The sequence below is a fragment of the Pseudomonas sp. GM102 genome, from assembly GCF_000282555.1.
Lineage (GTDB): Bacteria > Pseudomonadota > Gammaproteobacteria > Pseudomonadales > Pseudomonadaceae > Aquipseudomonas.
This window is the reverse complement of sequence record NZ_AKJB01000045.1, coordinates 26,346-48,023: the sequence shown is the minus strand read 5'-3', so window position 1 is coordinate 48,023 and position 21,678 is coordinate 26,346. Positions and strand designations below refer to the sequence as shown.

Annotated in this window: 20 protein-coding genes and 1 pseudogene; 5 read left to right on the top strand and 16 right to left on the bottom strand. The window is 56.7% G+C overall.

Annotated features, from left to right (window positions below; genetic code table 11):
- Positions 1-32: 32 nt before the first annotated feature.
- Positions 33-704 carry an HNH endonuclease gene (locus tag PMI18_RS21435; protein ID WP_007897750.1) on the bottom strand — a complete coding sequence of 224 codons (672 nt, stop codon included), beginning with the start codon at positions 702-704 and terminating at the stop codon, positions 33-35.
- A gap of 156 nt (positions 705-860) precedes the next feature.
- Between PMI18_RS21435 and PMI18_RS21440 the strand changes: the two genes are divergently transcribed.
- A complete protein-coding gene (locus tag PMI18_RS21440) occupies positions 861-1,691 on the top strand; it encodes a hypothetical protein (protein ID WP_007897749.1) in 831 nt (276 codons plus the stop codon).
- A gap of 54 nt (positions 1,692-1,745) precedes the next feature.
- Complete coding sequence (locus PMI18_RS21445; protein ID WP_157221666.1) at positions 1,746-1,901, top strand: hypothetical protein; 156 nt, start codon at positions 1,746-1,748, stop codon at positions 1,899-1,901.
- A 72-nt stretch (positions 1,902-1,973) separates the two neighbouring features.
- Here the strand turns inward: PMI18_RS21445 and PMI18_RS21450 are convergent, their stop codons facing one another.
- From PMI18_RS21450 to PMI18_RS21495, 10 genes and pseudogenes are all read right to left on the bottom strand, one after another.
- Positions 1,974-2,165 (bottom strand): MbcA/ParS/Xre antitoxin family protein, encoded by a 192-nt coding sequence (locus PMI18_RS21450; protein WP_007897747.1) that lies wholly within the window; start codon positions 2,163-2,165, stop codon positions 1,974-1,976.
- A gap of 116 nt (positions 2,166-2,281) precedes the next feature.
- Positions 2,282-3,265: a hypothetical protein gene (locus PMI18_RS21455; RefSeq protein ID WP_007897746.1), complete on the bottom strand. Its 984-nt coding sequence runs from the start codon at positions 3,263-3,265 to the stop codon at positions 2,282-2,284.
- A 133-nt stretch (positions 3,266-3,398) separates the two neighbouring features.
- On the bottom strand, positions 3,399-4,232 hold the full coding sequence (locus tag PMI18_RS21460) for a thymidylate synthase (protein WP_007897745.1): 834 nt from the start codon (positions 4,230-4,232) through the stop codon (positions 3,399-3,401).
- Positions 4,229-4,735, bottom strand: a complete 507-nt coding sequence (locus PMI18_RS21465) for a hypothetical protein (RefSeq protein WP_007897744.1) — start codon at positions 4,733-4,735, stop codon at positions 4,229-4,231. The genes PMI18_RS21460 and PMI18_RS21465 overlap by 4 nt, the downstream gene beginning before the upstream one ends.
- Positions 4,732-6,813, bottom strand: a complete 2,082-nt coding sequence (locus tag PMI18_RS21470) for a tyrosine-type recombinase/integrase (protein WP_007897743.1) — start codon at positions 6,811-6,813, stop codon at positions 4,732-4,734. Before PMI18_RS21470 ends, PMI18_RS21465 begins: the two co-directional genes overlap by 4 nt.
- Complete coding sequence (locus PMI18_RS21475; RefSeq protein ID WP_007897742.1) at positions 6,810-9,158, bottom strand: site-specific integrase; 2,349 nt, start codon at positions 9,156-9,158, stop codon at positions 6,810-6,812. Before PMI18_RS21475 ends, PMI18_RS21470 begins: the two co-directional genes overlap by 4 nt.
- Positions 9,155-10,153: a tyrosine-type recombinase/integrase gene (locus PMI18_RS21480; protein WP_177319016.1), complete on the bottom strand. Its 999-nt coding sequence runs from the start codon at positions 10,151-10,153 to the stop codon at positions 9,155-9,157. The genes PMI18_RS21475 and PMI18_RS21480 overlap by 4 nt, the downstream gene beginning before the upstream one ends.
- 375 nt (positions 10,154-10,528) lie before the next feature.
- Positions 10,529-11,197: pseudogene (thyA, locus tag PMI18_RS21485) on the bottom strand (thymidylate synthase); the annotation flags it as partial.
- A 64-nt stretch (positions 11,198-11,261) separates the two neighbouring features.
- Entirely contained in the window at positions 11,262-12,068 is an 807-nt protein-coding gene (gene lgt, locus PMI18_RS21490; protein WP_007897739.1) for a prolipoprotein diacylglyceryl transferase, read from the bottom strand.
- 82 nt (positions 12,069-12,150) lie between these two features.
- Positions 12,151-12,933 carry a sulfite exporter TauE/SafE family protein gene (locus PMI18_RS21495; protein WP_007897738.1) on the bottom strand — a complete coding sequence of 261 codons (783 nt, stop codon included), beginning with the start codon at positions 12,931-12,933 and terminating at the stop codon, positions 12,151-12,153.
- A gap of 134 nt (positions 12,934-13,067) precedes the next feature.
- On the opposite strand from PMI18_RS21495, the gene PMI18_RS21500 reads away from it, so the two are divergent.
- A complete protein-coding gene (locus tag PMI18_RS21500) occupies positions 13,068-13,814 on the top strand; it encodes an NRDE family protein (protein ID WP_007897736.1) in 747 nt (248 codons plus the stop codon).
- 159 nt (positions 13,815-13,973) lie between these two features.
- Here PMI18_RS21500 and ptsP read toward each other — a convergent pair whose 3' ends face one another.
- Together ptsP and PMI18_RS21510 are read right to left on the bottom strand one after the other, a co-directional pair.
- Positions 13,974-16,253: a phosphoenolpyruvate--protein phosphotransferase gene (gene ptsP / locus PMI18_RS21505; RefSeq protein ID WP_007897733.1), complete on the bottom strand. Its 2,280-nt coding sequence runs from the start codon at positions 16,251-16,253 to the stop codon at positions 13,974-13,976.
- A gap of 22 nt (positions 16,254-16,275) precedes the next feature.
- The gene (locus tag PMI18_RS21510; protein ID WP_007897732.1) at positions 16,276-16,755 is read right to left on the bottom strand and encodes an RNA pyrophosphohydrolase; all 480 of its coding nucleotides are present in this window, start codon (positions 16,753-16,755) and stop codon (positions 16,276-16,278) included.
- Between the two features lie 143 nt (positions 16,756-16,898).
- Here PMI18_RS21510 and PMI18_RS21515 point away from each other — a divergent pair, with 143 nt between their 5' ends.
- The gene (locus PMI18_RS21515; RefSeq protein ID WP_007897728.1) at positions 16,899-17,555 is read left to right on the top strand and encodes an HAD family hydrolase; all 657 of its coding nucleotides are present in this window, start codon (positions 16,899-16,901) and stop codon (positions 17,553-17,555) included.
- A 99-nt stretch (positions 17,556-17,654) separates the two neighbouring features.
- Here PMI18_RS21515 and PMI18_RS21520 read toward each other — a convergent pair whose 3' ends face one another.
- A complete protein-coding gene (locus PMI18_RS21520; RefSeq protein WP_007897726.1) occupies positions 17,655-18,083 on the bottom strand; it encodes a DUF2269 domain-containing protein in 429 nt (142 codons plus the stop codon).
- Between the two features lie 39 nt (positions 18,084-18,122).
- Positions 18,123-19,637, bottom strand: coding sequence for a threonine ammonia-lyase, biosynthetic (gene ilvA, locus PMI18_RS21525; protein ID WP_007897724.1), 1,515 nt, complete (start codon positions 19,635-19,637; stop codon positions 18,123-18,125).
- A 276-nt stretch (positions 19,638-19,913) separates the two neighbouring features.
- On the opposite strand from ilvA, the gene rpiA reads away from it, so the two are divergent.
- Entirely contained in the window at positions 19,914-20,588 is a 675-nt protein-coding gene (gene rpiA / locus PMI18_RS21530; protein ID WP_007897721.1) for a ribose-5-phosphate isomerase RpiA, read from the top strand.
- Positions 20,589-20,713: 125 nt separating this feature from the next.
- On the opposite strand, the gene PMI18_RS21535 is transcribed toward rpiA, so the two are convergent.
- Positions 20,714-21,631: an SdiA-regulated domain-containing protein gene (locus tag PMI18_RS21535; protein WP_007897720.1), complete on the bottom strand. Its 918-nt coding sequence runs from the start codon at positions 21,629-21,631 to the stop codon at positions 20,714-20,716.
- Positions 21,632-21,678 lie beyond the last annotated feature (47 nt).

The following is a 21,678-nucleotide window of genomic DNA, read 5'->3' as shown; positions in this document are numbered from 1 at the left end:
GCCAGGGTGTACCTGATCATCCATCCAGGGGGCTAGACTCGAAGTTTCTTGTTTTCTGCCTTTTTTTTTTGGGCAAATTGCGCAGCTTCACCGCTATCAATAAAAGTGAAGGCAAAATTTTGCGCGTCCAGCATGCTCGCGAATCTCTTTCGCCCTGGCGCCTGATTGATGATCAACTGGAAGCTTTGCTGGTCAGGGATAACTGCGACAGTGAGGGCACCATGTTTGGTTTTCAGACAGTTGTTGTCTCCAGTCCATTTCGTCGCGGACATGAATCGCCTGTATCGCCCCAGGCGTCGCCTTCCTTCTGTAGCCTCTTTCGTTCCGGTGAGGTTGTCGCAGCAATGTGTGCCGACGCCCATCTGCTCCCAGTGCTCATGTATTACGTAGTGAACATAGCGGATGCCGTTGTCGCACAGTTCACAGTTTCCACTCAAGTCTCCCAGATCTTCCTCGCCGATATACTCCCACCCGCTGTCTGGCTGGATTTCTCCGTGCTCTCTGGCGTGACAGCCCCTGCAGAGCGTTTCGCAATCGAGTGTTTCGTACTCCCAAGGCTTGCGGCCCTTGATGTAGTGCTTATGGTGAACCTGCAGAACGACCTCATCCTTGCCTCTTCCGCAGTCAACACATAGCCCGCCATCAAGAGCAATGATCTGCTCTCTGAATATTGACCAGAGTTTGTGTGCGTAGAGATTGATCATGATGCAGTTCCAGTCCTTGGATTGTTCGTCAGAAGAATGCGTCGTTAACCGTTATTTTTCACTCCCTGGGGGAGCGAACCCGTGGAAGGGTGCTTGAGCTCATGCCGATGCCCCCTTGGCCGATACCGTGACGGGACTAATTGGTAGGGCGTTCAGGTGGACATTTTGTGGAATCTGCAGCTGCTGTGGGAAGGGATTCTTGATTCTTTTCGGGCCGTATGGCGTCTTGCTTGCAAAGTGGGCGTTCTGGGAGGGTTCACGTTCATTGCCACGGTGGCTTCGGCGGTAGCGGCCTGGTTCACGTGGGAAGCGGCGGAGAGCGCGAACAGTGTTGCAAAGGCTTCTCAGGCCTTCGCCCAGAAAGTCTATATCGATCAAATCGCGCTTGGTCGCCCCTCGATTTCTGTACTTTCAGGGGAGACGTCTCTGAGTTCGCAAAGGCCAGATACCTTCTATTCAGATCAGACGGTGAAGGAGTACGCAGTCACCATCACGTTAAGAAACAGTGGTCTTCGTGACGCACGAAGAGTTTGGGTTGTGCTTTCCCAGGAAACAAATTTCGGTTACATGGACTCAAACACTCCGGAGCTCGTTCAACTACCGAAGGACACGGACATACCCATCCGGTTCGAGCTGCATTCAGCGCCGAGCGACGCTTCGCATCGAAGTCCTTGGTACGTCGCATTCGTATACGAAGACGAGGTTCCTTTCAATGGTTTCGATCCAGTGAATCCGCTATCGCCTGAGGTCGCACCTCTTCGTATGGTCTGTTCGGAGGCGAAGATCTTCAAGATGTCATCCTGGCCGAAAGATGTTGATAAGGATCCTTTGCTTAGAGTTCTTTCACCAGGATCCCCCCTCGCCATCGGGCCGATCGAGTTCGACAAGATTGGTCGCCCTAAGGCAGGCACGACAGCTGAAGCCCTAAGGAATGCTGTGGTCGGGGCTGCTCAACAGAAAGGTGCATGCACGAACATAGGCTACTGAGTTGCATGCTTGTCTCAATACGAAAAGGGCGTTCACCAGCCGGGTGAAAGCATCGTGAAGCAGATCGCTGCTGTCCTGAACCTGCCAGTGCCCTATTTCTATTGCGAGGATGACGAGACGGCGCATCTGCTGCTGTGCTTTCACAGCTTGAACAAATACGCTCGAAAACAGGTGATTGATTTGGCTGAAAAGCTCGCTTTCAACGACTGACGCATGCCTGCGGAGTTGGCCATCAGCTCGCGTACTGTTGCGATCTGATGTTCTTCCCATCACTTGACCCTGTTAGCCGGTGTATCCATGGTCGATTCGCTCAAGTGCATCCTTGGCCAATAGATACCCAGCTTCTTTGCGGGCGAGCTCAATCGGTGATTGACCACCCAGAGCGACTTTGGGCTGAGTCAGCCAGTCATTTGCTTTCGTTTTGTTGCCAAAAACCAACTCAGCTTTTTGTTGGATCAGCTCAACGTTATTCATGGAGGGCTCTCATGATGTTTGTCGGTGGGCGCAACTGACACAAGGATCTGCCTGACTGATCCGCTGCAGCCCTAGGGAGAGGTGCACAGGCTATGCGGAGAATCGTGAGTGGCCAGCTACAGCAGACTGCCCTGCGAGAAACGAGTCATCAGATCCTCTGGCACGCGTGCATCCGCTGGTATCAGAACGATAACTTCGACCCCTGGCAAGGCAGAAGGAAGTCGTAACTGCCTCATATCACCACTTAGACCCAAAATGATCAGACCTTTGGTGAGGGCACCTCTGTGGGCCCTCAGAAGCTCGTGCAACTGCGTTAACGACCAACGAAAGGTTTCTGAACTGTATCGGCCTTTGGTTTCAACCATGACCTGCTCATCCCCATGAGCAACTATAAAATCTGCACTCATGCGTCCTAAGGGAACGTTTGTCTGGACAACAAGCTCAGGGGCAACGGTAGCCATATACCCAGATAGACCGCCGATGAACTGTGCTTGCCGACGCGCTGGGCCTGACTTCATATCCACTTCAGAATGGGACAAAAAACGCAAAAACAATTCCGCCACCCATTCCAGAAGACCAGCTTCCTTCGCAGCATTGATACTCTCAATAGCAGCTTGTATTTCACGCTTTGCTTCCGCCTGAGCCGCATTGTAAGCAACGCGCTCAGTGATCTGATCCAACAAGAGACATGAGAATGCGGAGACGGACACGATGGCCAAGAAGGCCTCGCTCTCGTCAAAATTCAGTTTGTAATCGTGAGAGGATGGATTCCGCCACTCTGTGCGGTAGGTCGTTAGCTGGGACAGAACCCGAGGTTTGAACACACCGTTTTTTTCAAGGTAGTTCTCAATCTCGTACGGTTTTTTTCGGCCAGGATCCTTGTTGGCCAGAACTCGATACGCTTCCTTAATGCTGCCTTCGAATGCTTGGTTGGTACGATAGATTGAATCTGTGAAGGCGGTATCCTCACCATCCTCCTGCCCCCTCGACAGATGACCAAACGCGGTCTCTATGTGGAGGAGCACAGCCTTGAGCCCTGGAACACATTCCTCATCGCCCAGTGCCGAAATTTTGTTACGCAGAGTATCGACCAGATCCATCTCGTGGAAATCCTAATGGGTGTGCTCAAGCTTACGCCCGAGAAGCTGGCGTTTGAGGAAGGAGGGAAAGAGCCCGGTAGCTGGTCTCAAGCGCTTGAAGCGCTGGTAACGGCGGACTCGATCCCCCTACAGATCAGATCGATACAGGAGCAGGAATATGAGGATGTGGGTCGTAGCCTACGATCTCAAAGTCCTCGAATTTGTAGTCGTAGATACTCTCTGGCTTACGCTTGAATACCAACTTCGGGAGAGGACGAGGCTCACGAGTCAGCTGCAGTTTTACTTGCTCAATATGATTCAAGTAAATATGCGCATCACCCATAGTAACTACAACTTCCCCAACCCCTAAATCACACTGCTGCGCAAGCATATGTGTTAAAAAACTTACACCAGCTAGATTGTACGGATTGCCCAACAGTAGGTCGGAAGACCGAATATATAGATGCGCAGACAACTTATTATTTGCCACATAAAACTGGTACAACAGGTGGCAAGGCGGCAAAGCCATTTTCCCGTTACTTGCATTCTCTTGTGGGCTCACCGACTCATCGGGAAGGTACTCGACGTTCCATCCGTGGAAGAGGATGCGACGACTGTTCGGGTTCGTTCTGAGCGTATTAACGACGTAGTCGATCTGATTGATGGTCTTGCCATCCTGGGTAGGCCAGGCCGTCCACTGCTTGCCGTAGATCGGGCCGAGGTCACCGTCTTCAGTCGCCCACTCATTCCAGATACTTACACCATGCTCCTTTAGCCATTTGGTGTTCGTGTCACCGTTCAGGAACCAAATCATCTCGTTGATGATGCTCTTGAAATGCAGCTTCTTGGTGGTGAGGAGCGGGAAGCCATCTTCAAGGTTGTGGCGGAATTGGCGACCAAAGACACTCAGCGTGCCTGTGCCGGTGCGATCGCCTTTCTCGACGCCATTCTCCAGCACGTCGGCCAGCAAATCGTGGTACATCTTCATTTAGGTTCCTCAAGGTTCGCGCTGACCAAATCCAGCGCGTCACGCAATTTCAAAATTTCAGTATCTTGCTGTTTGATCTTCTGACGCAGCTCATCTGCGACCTGGACGTAGTAATCCCTAGACTCGCGGACGGTGACTAACCGCTTGTCGAGCGTGGCGCAAGAGTTCTCAGATTCCTGATACCTATTGAACCAATAAAGCACTTCCAATCGACTCTTTTCAAGGCGTTGCAGCAGAATCGTCTTGGGATCCTGTTTCTTCTCTGCCTTCACCCTCTGAGCAAGCACTGCAACGCGGCGGCTCTCCTTGATCGCCTCAAGGCGCTCCGCCGGAAAATCTCGCTGGCGGATGGTGTTGCGATGAATGCCAGTAATGCGGCTGAGCTCAGCCATCGTTGGCTTCAAATTTGGGTCGGAGGAGATTTGTAGGATCCCTTGAGCCAGCAGCTCAGTGTTTTTTTCGTAGTCGAGCTTATTTTTGACATCAAACGCCTGGCCCGTCATACCTCGACCTCCTCGCCCAGATGCTCCAGCACGCCTTTGGCTTCCTCCATCGCCGCTCTCAACTCATCCTCAACACCTGCAGAGTTAGGAGAGCCCAATGCCAAGTTGTTCTGCACATAGATCTCCCGCCATTTAGGGGCATGAACCTTGGTGACCACGGCGTTTTTGCAGCGATTCGGATTGCAACGCAGGGATCCGATGCAAGGTAGGGACTCATCAAATGCCTCGCGCTGACTGCCGTAGCAGAAGCCTTGTCCCACGTTAATGATCGCCATGCGCTTCTTGGCCATCTGAGCGATGATCTGCTCCTTGGTATAGCCAGCAGCCATGTACCCGCTGAACACCTTCTTCATCCGCGCCTTGTGGCTCTCCGCGTTGGGGCCGGCGTAGTTACCGTCAGGATCGCAGTAGCTCTGGATGTACTCCTCCTCTGCCATTTGCGTCGGCGTTTTGCCAGAGGAGCGCCCACCCTTGGACAAGATCTCAGCGATCGCACCGTACCCAAGCGTCACCGCACTGAACGCCTTGTTCTGACCCGCCCCACCGATGAGGTCGCCAAAGTGCTTCAGTTGGTGAGAGATGAATGGGAGCCCAAGCTCAGCCCTGGCCATCTGGTACGCCAGGGTGTGCCGCAACGTGTAGGGCGAGAACTGGAGGACTTCAAACTGTTCGTCGGTGAGGATCTCTTCGAAGAATGCACTGAATTGATAGGCGATTCCTAGTGACTTCATAGAAGCTGGTTCCGCCCCTTGTGCAACCGTATCCACGCTGGAGAACAGGTAAGGGTTTTGCTTAACCTTGGCGATGAGACGGGCCGCTCGAATAGCATCACGGACGACGGGAATGGCGATCCATTTGTCATCGAATAGCTTGGCCAAGCCCTGCCGGTGTTTGATCACGTTGCTGATGAGCAACCAGTAATCGCTCTCTCGCTCCATGCACGACTCAACCAGGATCTCAGAGAGCTCGGAGGGCCGCATGCCGGTGTACTGCGCCACGAGATAGCACGCACTGTATGATACAAAGTTGATATACCGACGGAAATCATCGTCCAGCTTAGAATCTGAGAGTTTGAGCAACGTTTCGGTCGCCTTGAAATCATGTTGACCAGAGCCGGACTGGAACGCTGGTGGAACGTGACCAAACGCTGCGGACAGAGCATCCGCCATCGCATCGGAGCCATAGCCTTTTCTCCGCAGCCTCAACGCGACATACAACTCGAAATTGTAACGCGACAGCTCTTGAGCGTTGGCTAGCGAGTAGCCACTGTTGTTTTGGCGGGTCAGGGCTACCAGGTCATCTACGGGCTCCCCGAGGGTACTTAGGAAATCGACAACTGCGAACGAAGCCTCGCGAGAAGCCTTTTCGAAGACGTCGTTCGGGAGAATCCGGTACGTTCGCTCGGAATCCTGGACGTGCTTGAGCACCTTAGCCCAAGCCAGTGACTCCAGCTCAACGTAAGGCAATGGCTCGTCGAAAATCTGCTCTTGAAAAAATGGCGATCTGAGCAGGGTGAAGAACTTCTTGAGATTAGGGCCAAAAGCATAGGGATGAATGAGTGCTGCCTCGCGATACATACCCGCGTCGAAGTACGTCAGACCATGGTACCCAACCTCAAAGAATTCATCCGTCATGAGCTGCCGCGCCTGCCCAGACATCGTGTCCAGGAAGCTCAAGCCCGCCTTAATGCATGAAATGGCAGTATTGGCTTTGATGTTTCTTGGCGAGGCAAACGTGCGCAGTGCCGACGGCATCTTAAGCCAGCAATACAGGGCTACCTTGACCTCTAATGCCGCCGACTGGTTAAGCAATGGATACGATTCAAAATTGAGCCGCAGCTTGGCTCCTTTGACGTTCCTAGCGGCATTCGGATGATCGTCGTTGAAGTCCCAGACTGGGTCACCCAGGACGGATGTCTTACTGACAGGCAGCGCCATCAGCGCCTGATACCAAGAGAGCGCTTCCAGCGACACAGGGGTCGGATCGGCAACGTTGTTGTGCAACTCCAGTAGGAGAGTGTGAGCAGCTGTCCGCCACTGTTTGTAAGCTGCGAGTTCAGGGATCAGAGCGTGGCTCATAGCGTTACTCCCTCGGCCAGAATACTGACCTGCAAGTTTTCAGAGAGACGCTCAGCCTTGGTCAGCTCTTCCTCGGAAAAGTCAGAAGTCTCAGGGTCAAGGATGTTGCTGAGCACATCGAGGTTGTCCAGGATGACGGCTCCGTAGGGAGTATCAATCACCCGGTTGACCTCAATCATCCGTTGGTAGTCGCGCCGCATGGCAAAGAGCTCTGGCAGATGCGACACCGTGATGATGCTGTTGCTGCATGAAAGGCACTTGTTGAACAGCGTACAGGGCTTGCTGGGGTCGTAGCTTGCCAAAGCTTTGATGAAATCTGGTGGGTCAAACACGTTCATGCAGGTCACCAAGCCAGAACGCAGCGGGATCCTCTCTGGCGTGGACTCGATGGTCTTGGTTGGAATGAGCTTTGGAGCTTCATCCAAAGTGTCCTGCTGCATTTCATGGAGAACCTTATTTAGCATCCGGCGCGCCATGGGGTTGAAGTCCATCTGATCCAGATAGGCCATGGTGGTGCTTAGGCTCTTATGGCCCAGAAGCACCTGAATCTCGCGTGGAGAGACACCGCGCTCAATCAGCTCGCTTACGAAACTTGGTCGGAAACGTGACGGTGAGAGCTTGAGAGGATTGCCATCTTCGTCAAGCAGCCCGTGATCCTGAGAGAACTTATCCAGGGTCTTATTGAGCTGGTTACGGCCAGAGTTCTCAAAGGAATTCACGACACCGTATTTCCTGGGAGAGCTTGACCGATAGATGAAGAGCTTATTCTGAGCTTCGACGGGCGCGTTCAGGCGAATATCACGGGTCAGAAACCTCACATCATCAAAAATCTGCTTGACCGCTAGCCCTTGAGAGGTTGTTAGCCAGGATATTTCCGCATGGAAAATATCAAGATGAAGTATCTTCGCGCCTTCTGACCGTTCCTTCCAATAGAGCAAGCAAGGGCGATCGGTTAAATCATGACGCTCGATAAAATCATCCAGTTCAAGTGCCAGCAATGAATCAGCGTTCATACCAGTAACTTGGGCAAGCCGAGCTATGTACGGAGCAATAGCTCGACCATCAACCTGATACTGCACACCCCAGCTTTTATAGATTTCGAAAATCGAAATTGGCGAACTCGAAATAATCGACATGAACCCCCGCTGGTAAGGGTCATCTCGATCTACAGATTCGAAACTCAAAGGTTTGCAATCGAGTTTGTTTTCAAAAATCCACCGGGCATTATTGAGCGTACTGAAGCCTCGGCGCACTCTTCCATCATCGTCCAACGGGTCTTCTCCAACATGGCTTAGGACATAAGGCTGGGCCAGGCGATTGGTTTCCTCGATTTCTTGCTCAATGACCTGCGAGATGCGGTTTCGCACAGCTTTGGGATAGGGTTTGTATTGGTCAGTTTCACGTTCAGCATCGAACCCCGCAGCGCCAACGAAACTGGTCAGTCCTAGTCCTTCGATCTGGACTGCACGCTCTAACATTTTCCGAGCCGAGCTCATCATCGCACTGCAGTGGCTGGTCGACAGCGAACGCTCAAGAATCTTGTCTTGGAGATATCCCCTGAACTTTGGCAGGGAGTACGGGGTTACGAGCACCTGGATCTCTTCCAACCCCGTGTAGCTCGCTTCCTTGAGATAGGCTCGGTAGTATTTGAAAGCCTCGATAAAATTCGACTGCCCTGACGCACTACTGGTCTTCATTGATGAAGCACTGAAGAGGTGCAGCAGATGTTGGAAGGGACGCTCCGGTTCCGGGCTCGCGAGGTCGGACAGGCGATGGATGCGGACTAAACGCAAAGCTCCGAAGGCGTCTCGGAGAGATTCGGATGGTTCGTTCTCCGTTTTCGAGGCGACGCGTTGTTCAACGGTTTGGTAGCTAGGATCAAGAACGCCGAGCTCCCGAAGATCATCAAGGATCTCCCCAAACGTGATCCTCACGAGTTCATGTTTCGTCCTCCCCCAACTGAGGCCTGCTAATTCAGGAATCTCGCTCAGGAAGCCGCGATCCTTGATGCTATTGCCAAACACCGGAATGGCCAACTTCTCCTCTATAGGCATGCCCTCATACCAAGCAAGCAGCTTACGACGCCAATCGCAGGCGCCCGACGAATGACCGGGAACAATAATTCCTTCCGCACACATGGCATCGAAGATAGGCTCAAAGTAAGAGATGCGCTTCCGGATAGCCCTTGGGCTTAGGTTGGTCTGTTCGACGACGTATTTAGGATCCAGCGCCAATTCCTCGCCCCTGCTGAGACATACCTTCAGCAACGACTCACGATCATCAGTAACGCGGGCCACAAACGACTCGATAACGGCGCCTACCTCAGCACTATTAAGCCGACTCATTTCATAACTCCCGCATCAATTTTCAGGCGCGTCTGTTGGGAAAGCTCAGCCATCTCACCTGCTTTCGTCTTGGCCTCAGTTCCGGGGCGTACGAGCTTCTGGTAGAGATCGTAGGGGATCTGGGTATAGGTTTCCGAGGTATTGAGGTGCGAGTGACCCAAGGTCTTTTGCACGGCCACCAGTCGATCAAGGTAATCACTACCGATGTCAGGCGTCCTCAGCAGGGCATAGGCGTTCCCGTGCCTCAACTTGTGCGGGGAGATCATCTTGTCGATTTTCAGAAGGTTCAGAGCACGCGTGGACGTGCGCTCCAAGAGCTTGGAAATCGAGCGTCTGGTGTATTCACCCCCTTCTGCATTCAGGAAGGCTGGGGTGTTCTCTGCTCCGGAGAATTGGCGCTTGTACATCTTGTACAGCGGGGAAGCGTGATACTTCTTCACACGCAGCAAAGTGGCGCGACTGACCAATGTCTGACGGGGTTTAATGGAGTCTGCAGGGCCTTTGCTACCGTCGATATGCAGGGGGCAATAGTCAGCATTGATTGCCTCAGACACACCTGGCGAGATGAACAACGTATCTTGGAAACGAAGGGCATCATCAATGGCCTTGAGGGTCACTCGCGGGACTTCTGAGCGTCGCAGGCCTGCGTCATACATGAACTGCAGCAAGCAGCGTTCACGCTCACTCTGCGTGGCCAGGATGAGCTCTCTGAGGTCATTCAGGGAGCAGGCCACCACCAGGTTCTTGTTGGGACGGGGGGATAGATAGCCGGCAGTGTAGGGGTTAGGCGCGGTACGAGGTGCGGATAGGTCATCCACTCCCTTGCACAGAAAATCATTGAAAAACGCCATCAAGGAAGAATCCCGGTTGCGCACCGTCTTCTTAGAGAGTTCCTCTGCCTCGCGGAGGTGAGCGAAGTACTCCTCGATGACATGGGTTCGGATTTCCAAGAACGCTGAGTCACGCTCGCAATCACGAAACTCACGACGGTTCATTAGGTACTCGCAGGTATACCCAAGGTTGCGACCGTAGGTAATAGCCGTCAGCTGGGAAATCTGAGCGTTCTGGAGCGCGTGGGATAAGTAGCCCGAGATCAAAGGCATTAGGCGCTCATCGTCATCAAAGACGGCTGCCCCCGTAACCTTCACGGCTTCCTGGACTTGAGGTTCTTCGGATGGGGCGTCCCGCCTGGTTGGGGACTCTCTGAAATCTAGGGGTTTGCCCCTAACTGCGATGACCTTCAATGCTTCCACTCTCCTCAAAATGGCCCGTACTATACACAATGTGCAATTTGTACCAGGGCACAATAAATGAGCTTGGAAGGTAAAGCCTTATTACGCAGCCATTGCGTAATGTGCGGATTCTTCGCGGGGGTATAAAAGGCCCAGGTCGTTGGAGCGGATGTAGAGGGTCAGGGAGATTTCCCTGGTCTCGACATTCGGGTGGAACTGGTACAGCAAGTGGCATGGCGGCAAGGCCATTTCGTCGAGCTGCGCAACGTTCCAGCCGTGGAACAGGATGCGACGGCTGCCCGGGTCCTTGATGATGGTGTCGACACACTGGCGGATCTGGTCGATCGCCTTGTACAGCACCACGTAGGCCTGACCGTCTTCTTCGCCTTCGGCGATCTGACGATAACCCTGGCTCAGGGTCTGCTCGATGGCGGCCTGATTGCTGACCGGGATCTGCTTGTACGCCGGCCATTTGCGCCATTGCACGCCATAGATCTCGCCGAGGTCGTCTTCACCCTGACGGAACGGGTTGGCAAGCCACTGCGCATTTTCGTTGGCGTTCTGGTCCCAGACCTTGCAACCCAGTGCACGGAATTCGGCGGCGTTGTTCACCCCGCGCAGAAAACCGCACATCTCGCCAATGGCGGATTTGAAGGCCATCTTGCGGGTGGTGATCGCCGGGAAACCTTCCTGCAGATCGAAGCGCAGCATCGCGCCCGGAAAGCTGATGGTGTTCACGCCGGTGCGGTTGGCCTGTTTGGTGCCGTTCTTGATGACGTGGGCGACCAGTTCGAGATATTGCTTCATGAATTACCTGTGTCCTTGAACCCGGGACCGTCGCCCCGGGGTTCGAATTTATAGCGCCTGCTTCTTATACAGCAGCTGCGGGGGCCGCCGGGGCGCGTCGATAAGCCAGCCAGATCAGGAACAATCCGCCGACAATCATCGGTACGCACAGCACCTGGCCCATGGTCAGCCAGTTCCAGGCCAGATAACCCAGTTGCGCGTCCGGCACGCGAACGAATTCGACGATGAAGCGGAAGATGCCATAGAACAGCGCGAACATCCCGGACACCGCCATGGTCGGCCGCGGCTTGCGCGAGAACAGCCAGAGGATCGAGAACAGCGCCACGCCTTCCAGCGCGAACTGGTACAGCTGCGACGGGTGACGCGCCAGTTGCGCCGGATCGGTCGGGAAGACCATCGCCCACGGCACATCGGTGGCCTTGCCCCACAACTCGGCGTTGATGAAGTTACCGATGCGCCCGGCACCCAGGCCAATCGGCACCATCGGCGCGACGAAGTCCATCAGCTGGAAGAACGACTTGTCGTTCTTTTTACCGAACCACAGCGCCGCCAACATCACGCCGATGAACCCGCCGTGGAACGACATGCCGCCCTTCCACACTTCGAAGATCAGGGTCGGGTTGGCCAGGTAGGCGTTCAGATCGTAAAACAGCACATAACCCAAACGTCCACCAACGATGACGCCCATCGACATCCAGAACACCATGTCGGAGAGTTTCTCCTTGGTCCAGGTCGGGTCGAAGCGGTTCAGCCGGCGTGATGCCAGCCACCACGCGCCGCCGATGCCGATCAGGTACATCAGGCCGTACCAGTGGATTTTCAGCGGACCGATGGCCAGGGCCACCGGGTCGATCTGCGGGTAAGGCAGCATTGCGACTCCTCGTTAGAGTTGAAACCTTCAAATTCCCGGGCGACGCTGTCACGCCAGGATTAAGCCAGGATTGCGCTACGCGTCAGAGCAAGAAGCTCAAGCCGACGCAAAACAGCAAAGCGGCAAACAGTCTTTTCAGCAAGCGCGGCGATAGCCTGTGGGCCAGTCGCGCACCGAGGCGGGCGAATACCATGCTGGTCAGGGCAATCCCCAGCAGCGCCGGCAAATAAACAAAACCGAGACTATGGGCCGGCAGCAATGGATCGTGCCACCCCAAAATCATGAAACTTAATGCACTGGCCAAGGCGATTGGCAGGCCACAGGCCGACGAAGTGGCCACCGCCTGCTGCATTGGTACGCTGCGCCAGGTCAGGAACGGCACGGTCAACGAGCCGCCGCCAATCCCGAAAATCGCCGAGGCCCAGCCAATAACGCTGCCAGCCACGGTCAGACCGACTTTGCCCGGCACCGTTCGGCTGGCCTTGGGTTTGAAGTCCAAAGCGAGTTGAACGGCGATGATCAGCGCAAATACACCAATGATCTTCTGCAAATTCGGCCCGGAAATCGCTTCGGCGGTCAGCGCGCCAAAACCGGCACCGATCAGAATACCTAGCGTCATCCAGGCAAAAATCGGCCAACGCACGGCGCCGCGGCGATGGTGCTCGCGAACCGCATTGACCGACGTAAAGATGATCGTCGCCAGCGAAGTGCCTACTGCCAGATGCGTCAGGATCGACGCATCAAATCCCTGCAAGGTGAAACTGAACACCAGCACCGGGACAATGATGATCCCGCCGCCTACCCCGAACAGCCCAGCCAGCACGCCCGCACAGGCGCCCAGCGCCAGATAGAGCAGAAATTCCATGGCCGCATCCCCAAGCATCCCGAATCAGGAGCGGCATGGTAACGGAAGCATGGCCTCGGGCTCCACTGTGGATGGCGATGGATCGATGAGCGATGTCTGCGTAGAGTGAGCAAAAAACACACAAGGACCACCTTATGTGCCTGATTGTTTTTGCCTGGCGACCGGGTCATGCCCAGCCACTGATCGTGGCGGCCAACCGCGACGAATTCTATGCCCGGCCCAGCCTGCCCCTGGCGCAATGGCCGCAAGCCCCGCACGTGTATGCCGGTCGCGACCTTGAGGCTGGCGGTACGTGGCTCGGGGTCGGCGCCAATGGGCGCTTCGCCGCGCTGACCAACATCCGTGATCCCCTTCAGCCGCCGGCGCGCAAGTCGCGAGGCGAACTGGTGGCGCAGTTTCTCAGCGGAGACATGTCGATTGACGACTATTTAACGGACGTTGTCGGACGTTCGCCTGAATATGCCGGGTTTAATCTGTTGATTGGCAATGCCAACGAGCTATGGCACTTCAATGCCCGGGAGACGGAGGCGGTCATGCTCCCACCGGGCATTTATGGGTTATCGAACGCGGGGCTGGATACGCCGTGGCCGAAAGTGCTCAAGGCCAAGGCAGCATTGAACGAGGTATTGGGCGATCCGCAGCCGCAGGCGCTGTTAGCCTTGCTGAGCGACCCGCAGACGGCGCCGCTTGCCGAACTGCCGGACACTGGCGTGGGACAGGCCACCGAGACGTTGTTGTCGAGCGTGTTTATCAAGAGCCCGACTTACGGGACACGGGCGAGTACGGCGTTGATTGTTCAGGCGGATGGGGGAAGGCATATGGTCGAAAGGAGTTTCGGGCCGTATGGGGGGCATTTGGGGGAGGTAGAGATCAGGATTTGAAGCTCGGGCTATTAATTGTGGCGAGGGAGCTTGCTCCCGCTGGAGTGCGAAGCGCTCCCGATCCGGCCAATGCGTTCTTTCAGAAAGATCGCATCGGCCGGATTACGACTGCTTCGCAGCCGAACGGGAGCAAGCTCCCTCGCCACAGGCCCTCGGCCTTTAAAGGGTTTTGACCGAAGCCGGATTAATCATCCGCGCCAACCCAAGGTTCTTCAGCGCCAGTTGCAGCGAGCTGTGGATAACTTGCGGGTTGTCGATGGTCATCAGCTCAGCCAGCAATTCCTTGGCCTTGCTCAGGTTGATCTGACGCAGCATCCACTTCACTTTCGGCAGGTTGGTGGCGTTCATCGACAGGCTGTCGAAGCCCATCGCCATCAACAACACCGCCGCCGCCGGGTCACCGGCCATTTCGCCGCAGATACTTACGGGCTTGCCTTCGGCATGGGCGTCGCGCACCACGTTCTGCAAGGCTTGCAATACTGCCGGGTGCAGGTAGTCGTAGAGATCGGCCACCCGCGGGTTGTTGCGGTCCACGGCCAGCAGGTACTGGGTCAGGTCGTTGGAGCCGACCGACAGGAAATCCACTTGTCGCGCCAGTTCCTTGGTCTGATACACCGCCGCCGGGATCTCGATCATTACGCCAATCGGCGGCATCGGCACGTCGGTGCCTTCGTCGCGGACTTCGCCCCAGGCCCGGTGAATCAGGTGCAGGGCTTCTTCCAGTTCATGGGTGCCGGAAATCATCGGCAGCAGAATACGCAGGTTGTTCAGGCCTTCGCTGGCCTTGAGCATGGCGCGGGTCTGCACCAGGAAGATTTCCGGGTGGTCGAGGGTCACGCGAATGCCGCGCCAGCCGAGGAACGGGTTGTCTTCCTTGATTGGAAAGTACGACAGCGCCTTGTCGCCGCCGATGTCCAGGCTGCGCATGGTCACCGGTTGAGGATGGAACGCCGCGAGCTGCTCGCGATAGATTGCCAGCTGCTCCTTTTCGCTCGGGAAGCGCTGGTTGATCATGAACGGCACTTCGGTGCGGTACAGACCCACGCCTTCGGCACCGCGCTTCTGCGCCCGCGCCACGTCCGCCAGCAGGCCAGTGTTGACCCACAGCGGCATGCGGTGACCGTCGACCGTTATGCACGGCAGGTCCCGCAATGCATCCAGACCGAGGGCCAGCTGTTTCTCTTCCTCGACCACCTCGGCGAACTGCTTGCGCAGCACGTCACTCGGGTTGGTATAGACCTCACCGTGGTAGCCGTCGACGATCATCTGGATGCCGTCGACCTTGGAATACGGCAAGTCGACCAGGCCCATCACCGTCGGAATACCCATGGCGCGCGCCAGGATCGCCACGTGTGAGTTGCCGGAACCGAGTACCGACACCAGACCGACCAGCTTGCCTTCCGGCACCTCGCCGAGCATCGCCGGCGTCAGTTCCTCGCTGACCAGAATGGTGTTGTCGGGGTAGACCAGCGTCTGCTGCCGCTCTTCCTGCAGGTAAGCCAGCAAGCGCCGACCGAGGTCTTTGACGTCCGAGGCGCGCTCACGCAGGTAGGCGTCGTCCATCAATTCGAATCGGTTGACGTGCTCGGTGACCACCTGACGCAACGCGCCCTGAGCCCACTGACCGGTCTTGATCACCGTGGTGATTTCGCTGCCGAGCGAGGCATCGTCGAGCATCATCAGGTAAACGTCGAACAGCGCCCGTTCTTCAGGCCGCAGCTGGGTCGCCAGCTTGGCGGACAAGGCACGCATGTCGGCGCGTACGCCTTCGATGGCGGTCTTGAACAGGCCAAGTTCGGCGTTGATGTCGGTGATGGTCTTGTCCGGCACCACGTCCAGATCGGCCGGCGGCAGCATGACGACCGCGGTTCCGACCGCCGCGCCCGGCGAACCCGGTACACCGACGAACTTTGCTTCCTGGATACCTTTGCCTTGACGGCCCAAGCCACGGATCGAACCGGTGGCCTCGGCGTGGGCGATAACGCCGGCAAGTTGCGCGCTCATGGTCACGAGGAAGGCTTCTTCACCTTCATCGAACTGGCGGCGTTCTTTTTGCTGAATGACCAACACGCCGACGACGCGACGGTGGTGAATGATCGGCGCCCCGAGGAACGAGGCGTAGCGTTCTTCACCGGTCTCGGCGAAGTAACGGTAGCGCGGGTGATCCGCGGCATTTTCGAGGTTCAGGGGTTCTTCACGCGTGCCGACCAGGCCGACCAGACCTTCGTTGGGTGCCATGCTGACTTTGCCGATCGAGCGCTTGTTCAAGCCCTCGGTGGCCATCAGCACGAAGCGATTGGTCTCGGGGTCAAGCAGGTAGACCGAGCAGACCTGGCTGCCCATGGCCTCTTTGACGCGCAACACAATAATCCCCAACGCCGCCTTGAGATCCTTGGCGGAGTTAACTTCCTGGACGATCTTGCGCAGCGTATTGAGCATGGCTCGGGGTCGAACTCCGTCGTCAGTCGCGCGCTAAAAGGCGCGGGGCAAGCTCTTTGAGAGCGCGGCGATAAACCTCGCGCTTGAATGTCACCACCTGGCCCAACGGATACCAATAACTGACCCAGCGCCAGCCATCGAATTCCGGTTTACCGGTCAAATCCATCCGCACCCGCTGCTCGTTGGAGATCAGGCGCAGGAGAAACCATTTCTGCTTCTGGCCGATGCACAGCGGTTGGCTGTGCGTCCTGACCAGACGTTGCGGCAAACGATAGCGCAACCAGCCCCGGGTGCAGGCGAGTATTTCAACATCTTCGCGCTCCAGGCCCACTTCTTCGTTCAACTCGCGGTACAAGGCGTCTTCCGGCGTCTCCTGGGGGTTGATCCCGCCCTGTGGAAACTGCCAGGCATCTTGATTGATACGGCGAGCCCATAGCACCTGGCCAGCATCATTCGTCAGAATGATCCCGACATTGGGGCGGAAACCATCGGGGTCGATCACGGCAACAACCTCGCAAACGCATGTCGCCGCATTGTTCCACAAAGGTTGTGAAAGCAGCAACGAGCCGACCTACCTTATGTGCACTCTTGTGAAAAGTCCGTATTCTGGACACCTTTCTACAGACTTTTCAGCGAGTAACTGCAATGCGGCTGGCTTTATTCGACTTGGACAACACGCTTCTGGGCGGTGACAGTGACCACGCCTGGGGCGATTATCTGTGCGAACGCGGTTTCCTCGACGCCGTCGCCTACAAGGCACGCAACGACGAGTTCTATCAGGACTACCTGGCCGGCAAGCTGGATAACGACGCGTACCTGAACTTCTGCCTCGAAGTTCTCGGCCGCACCGAGATGGCCACGCTGGATCAATGGCACCTGGACTACATGCGCGACTGCATCGAACCGATCGTGCTGCCCAAGGGCATCGAACTGTTGGCCAAACACCGCGAGGCCGGCGACAAATTGGTGATCATCACCGCCACCAACCGCTTTGTGACCGGGCCGATTGCAGCCCGTCTGGGCGTTGAAACCCTGATCGCCACCGAATGCGAAATGATCGACGGCCGTTACACCGGACGCAGCACTGATGTCCCGTGCTTCCGTGAAGGCAAGGTGACCCGGTTGAATCGTTGGCTGGACGAAACCGGCCATAACCTGGAAGACAGCTATTTCTATAGTGACTCGATGAATGACTTGTCGCTGTTGGAACAGGTGGCGAATCCGATCGCTGTCGATCCGGATCCCAATTTGCGGGCCGAGGCCGAGAAGCGTGGCTGGCCGGTAATTTCGTTGCGCGATTAAGATCGCCTTCGCGGGCAAGCCTCGCTCCTACAAAAGCGACTGAACACTGTACTGTAGGAGCGAGGCTTGCCCGCGAAGGGGCCGACTCGGTCTGAAGCCTTAAACCGGCTTGGCCCCCATCAACCCCGCAATGGCGATAAAGCAGACAAAGCTGAACAACGCCAACGCAAATGTAAACTTCCCATTCCCCCCCGCGGGCGCCTTGCGCAGCCGATTGAGTCGCATCACCAGCCAGAACCAGCCCAACGCCGCCACGGTGTAGAGCACACTGGACGCCAGCAGCCAGGTCTGCCCCAACGGCCAACCCACCAGATGCACCATCCACCAACCGGTGAACGGCATGCTCAGCAGTGCCAGGCCCATCAATAGCCAGATGAACACCTGTGGTCGTTGCAAGGTACGAGTGTGAGCCGTCGCGTCGCCGTTACGGCGGGCGCGCCAGACCCAGATCGCCAACCCCAGTGCGCTGATCAACAGCAACACCGTCGCCACGCCATGAGCGATTTTGAGGGCGGTTAACGTTTCCATTGTTCGATTTCCTTATGGCCTGCCGATCAGCGTAGCCGCTCAGCCGAGAAACAGCTGATAGGCCGGGTTGTCGCTTTCGTCCCAGTACGGGTAGCCGATTTCTTCCAGCGCGGCCGGTACCAGATGACGCTCGTCGTGCGGCACTTGCAGGCCCGCGACCACACGGCCATCGGCCGCACCGTGGTTGCGGTAATGGAACATCGAAATGTTCCAGCGCCCGCCGAGCTTATTGAGGAAGTTGAACAACGCACCCGGACGCTCCGGAAACTCGAAGCGCAGCACCACTTCATCGACCACATGGACAGCACGCCCGCCGACCATGTGGCGGATGTGCAACTTGGCCAGCTCATTGTCGGTCAGGTCGAGCACCGGGAAACCCTGCTCGGTAAGACTGGCGAGCAGCGCACTGCGCGGGTCGTTTTCCGGATGCGTCTGCACGCCGACAAAGATATGCGCTTCGCTGCCGGTGTTGTAGCGGTAGTTGAATTCGGTGATCTGGCGCTTGCCGATGGCTTCGCAGAACGCCTTGAAACTGCCCGGTTTCTCGGGGATGGTCACGGCGATGATGGCTTCGCGACCCTCGCCCAGTTCAGCGCGCTCGGCCACGTGGCGCAAGCGGTCAAAGTTGACGTTGGCACCGGAATCGATAGCCACGAAGGTGTGGCCGGTGACACCGCACTGCTCGACATACTTCTTGATCCCGGCCACGCCCAAGGCACCCGCAGGTTCCGTGATCGAGCGGGTATCGTCGTAGATATCCTTGATTGCCGCACAGATCTCATCAGTGCTGACGGTGATGACTTCGTCTACGTAGTCTTTGCAGATATCGAAAGTGTGCTGACCGATCTGCGCCACCGCCACGCCGTCGGCGAATAAGCCCACGGTAGGCAGGATCACGCGCTCACCAGCGGCCATGGCGGCTTGCAGGCAGTTGGAGTCATCCGGTTCGACTCCGATGATTTTGATGTCCGGGCGCAGGTATTTCACGTACGCCGCAATCCCGGCGATCAGCCCGCCGCCGCCCACCGGAACGAAGATCGCATCCAGACGCCCCGGGTGCTGGCGCAGAATCTCCATGGCCACCGTGCCCTGCCCGGCAATGGTGTGGGGATCGTCGTAAGGGTGAATGTAGACGTAGCCTTTTTCGTCGACCAGTTTCAGCGAGTAGGCCAGGGCTTCCGGGAACGAATCCCCGTGCAGCACCACTTTACCGCCACGCGAGCGTACACCTTCGACCTTGATTTCCGGGGTGGTCTTGGGCATCACGATGGTCGCTTTCACGCCCAGAACCTTGGCCGCCAGGGCCAGGCCTTGCGCATGGTTGCCCGCCGACGCGGTGACCACGCCGCGAGCACGCTCTTCATCGCTCAATTGCGTCAACTTGTTGTAGGCGCCGCGAATCTTGAACGAGAACACCGGCTGCAAGTCTTCACGCTTGAGCCAGATATCGTTGCCCAGCCGCTCGGAGAGCTGGCGGGCAGTCTGCAATGGGGTTTCTACGGCAACGTCATAAACGCGCGAGGTGAGGATCTTTTTGACGTACTGTTCGAGCATCGGAAAGCATCACTGAGCGGGTTGGGCAGGGCCAAGGAGTCTAACCCGGCTTTTGGGCGGGCGACCACACTTGTAGGAGCGAGGCTTGCCCGCGAAAGCGATCTTACTGCCAATATTTATGCTGGATGTGACGACCTCTTCGCGGGCAAGCCTCGCTCCTACAGTGAATCAGTTGTCTGGTGCGTGCATTTGACCCGCCAATCGGGCAATGACCTTCCCCATCGCGAGGCCTATAATGCCGGCCTTTCGTTCCCCTTTCGGCACTTCGGAGCCCGCATGACCCAGGATCAACTCAAACAGGCCGTAGCCCAGGCCGCCGTCGACTTCATCCTTCCGAAACTCGACGACAAGAGCATCGTCGGGGTCGGCACCGGCTCCACCGCCAACTGCTTCATCGATGCCCTGGCCAAGCACAAAGGCGCGTTCGATGGCGCGGTCGCCAGCTCCGAAGCCACCGCCGCCCGCCTCAAAGGCCACGGCATTCCGGTGTATGAGCTCAATACCGTCAGCGACCTGGAGTTCTACGTCGATGGCGCCGACGAAAGCGACGAGCACCTAAACCTGATCAAGGGCGGTGGCGCGGCCCTGACCCGCGAGAAGATAGTGGCGGCCGTGGCCAAGACCTTCATTTGCATCGCCGACGCCAGCAAACTGGTGCCGGTGCTCGGTGCGTTCCCGTTGCCGGTGGAAGTGATCCCGATGGCCCGCAGCCACGTAGCCCGTCAACTGGTAAAGCTCGGCGGCGACCCGGTTTACCGTGAAGGCGTACTGACCGACAACGGCAACATCATCCTCGATGTGTTCAACATGCAGATCACCAACCCGGTGGAGCTGGAAACACAGATCAATGCCATCGTCGGCGTGGTCACCAACGGTTTGTTCGCAGCCCGCCCGGCTGATTTGCTGCTGCTGGGCACGAGCGAAGGCGTGAAAACCCTGCGCGCCCAATAAGCCAAACACAAAACCCCTGTAGGAGCGAAGCTTGCTCGCGAAGGCGGCGCATCAGTCAGTAGAGATGTCGACTGATACGCCGCCTTCGCGAGCAAGCTTCGCTCCTACAGGGGTATGGGTGTTGGTCAGGGTTGCAGTGGTTTTTTGAAGACGTAGAAAAGGTTCGGCTCGCTGACGAGGTACAGGGTGCCGTCGTCGTCCATGGCGATGCCTTCCGCTTGCGGTACAGTTTTCTGCAATCCCTGACGCCCCTTGCTCAGTGACAGGGTGGTCAGCGGTCGCCCGTCGACATCCAGCTCCAGAATCAGTCGCGACTCATCGGACAGCGCCAGCAAATGGCCGCTGCGCTCGTCGTATTGCAGGCTCGACAGGTCTCGCACGAACATCCCGGCATCACGTTTGGGGTTGTTCACCACGTGTACCGCGTAGGATTTCTCCGGGTTGTAATGCGGAAAGCCCTGCACTTCGTAAATCAGCATCGGATCGCGCTCCTTGGCGACAAACAAGCGCTTGCCCACCGAGTCATAAGCCAACCCTTCAAACCCCTTGTTGCCACTCATGTGCACGCCGAGGGTGATCTGCTCGGCGTCCGCGGCATCGAGGAACGTCGTGTCCTTCTCCAGATGAATCTTGATCAGCCGTTGCTGGCGCTCGTCGGTGATCACGTAAGTGTCAGCGCTGATGAACTCCACTGCCTCCGGATCGCCAAACCCGACCAGCGCCACACGCCGCAGGATCTTACCTTCCAGGGACAATTCGATCAGTTCGGCATTTTTGTTGGTGACGGTGAACAGGCTTTTACGCACGGGATCGAAGGTCAGCGCCGAAACATCGTCGTCCAGACCGTCAATAACTTGCGCCTCGATCGCTACCTGATACTGATCCAGGCCAATGGATTGGGCATTCAGCGGCTGCCATAACGCCTGCATATTGAACCAGGTGCGCTCGAACAGACGCAGGTACTGGCCGACGGCAATCAGCACGATCAGCGCAATTACCGACAAGATCAGCATCAGGGGTTTGGGACGGGCAAGTCGGCGCATTCAGGCGAGCTCGGAAACAAGACGGGAGGATGAAATACCATGGCAGC

Bases quoted from the DNA above. Each gene is read 5' to 3' on its own strand.
- PMI18_RS21435 (WP_007897750.1), bottom strand. From the start codon at position 704: ATGATCAATCTCTACGCACACAAACTCTGGTCAATATTCAGAGAGCAG.
- PMI18_RS21450 (WP_007897747.1), bottom strand. From the start codon at position 2,165: ATGAATAACGTTGAGCTGATCCAACAAAAAGCTGAGTTGGTTTTTGGC.
- PMI18_RS21455 (WP_007897746.1), bottom strand. From the start codon at position 3,265: ATGGATCTGGTCGATACTCTGCGTAACAAAATTTCGGCACTGGGCGAT.
- PMI18_RS21460 (WP_007897745.1), bottom strand. From the start codon at position 4,232: ATGAAGATGTACCACGATTTGCTGGCCGACGTGCTGGAGAATGGCGTC.
- PMI18_RS21465 (WP_007897744.1), bottom strand. From the start codon at position 4,735: ATGACGGGCCAGGCGTTTGATGTCAAAAATAAGCTCGACTACGAAAAA.
- PMI18_RS21470 (WP_007897743.1), bottom strand. From the start codon at position 6,813: ATGAGCCACGCTCTGATCCCTGAACTCGCAGCTTACAAACAGTGGCGG.
- PMI18_RS21475 (WP_007897742.1), bottom strand. From the start codon at position 9,158: ATGAGTCGGCTTAATAGTGCTGAGGTAGGCGCCGTTATCGAGTCGTTT.
- PMI18_RS21480 (WP_177319016.1), bottom strand. From the start codon at position 10,153: ATGAACCGTCGTGAGTTTCGTGATTGCGAGCGTGACTCAGCGTTCTTG.
- lgt (WP_007897739.1), bottom strand. From the start codon at position 12,068: ATGCTGCCTTACCCGCAGATCGACCCGGTGGCCCTGGCCATCGGTCCG.
- PMI18_RS21495 (WP_007897738.1), bottom strand. From the start codon at position 12,933: ATGGAATTTCTGCTCTATCTGGCGCTGGGCGCCTGTGCGGGCGTGCTG.
- PMI18_RS21500 (WP_007897736.1), top strand. From the start codon at position 13,068: ATGTGCCTGATTGTTTTTGCCTGGCGACCGGGTCATGCCCAGCCACTG.
- ptsP (WP_007897733.1), bottom strand. From the start codon at position 16,253: ATGCTCAATACGCTGCGCAAGATCGTCCAGGAAGTTAACTCCGCCAAG.
- PMI18_RS21515 (WP_007897728.1), top strand. From the start codon at position 16,899: ATGCGGCTGGCTTTATTCGACTTGGACAACACGCTTCTGGGCGGTGAC.
- PMI18_RS21520 (WP_007897726.1), bottom strand. From the start codon at position 18,083: ATGGAAACGTTAACCGCCCTCAAAATCGCTCATGGCGTGGCGACGGTG.
- ilvA (WP_007897724.1), bottom strand. From the start codon at position 19,637: ATGCTCGAACAGTACGTCAAAAAGATCCTCACCTCGCGCGTTTATGAC.
- rpiA (WP_007897721.1), top strand. From the start codon at position 19,914: ATGACCCAGGATCAACTCAAACAGGCCGTAGCCCAGGCCGCCGTCGAC.
- PMI18_RS21535 (WP_007897720.1), bottom strand. From the start codon at position 21,631: ATGCGCCGACTTGCCCGTCCCAAACCCCTGATGCTGATCTTGTCGGTA.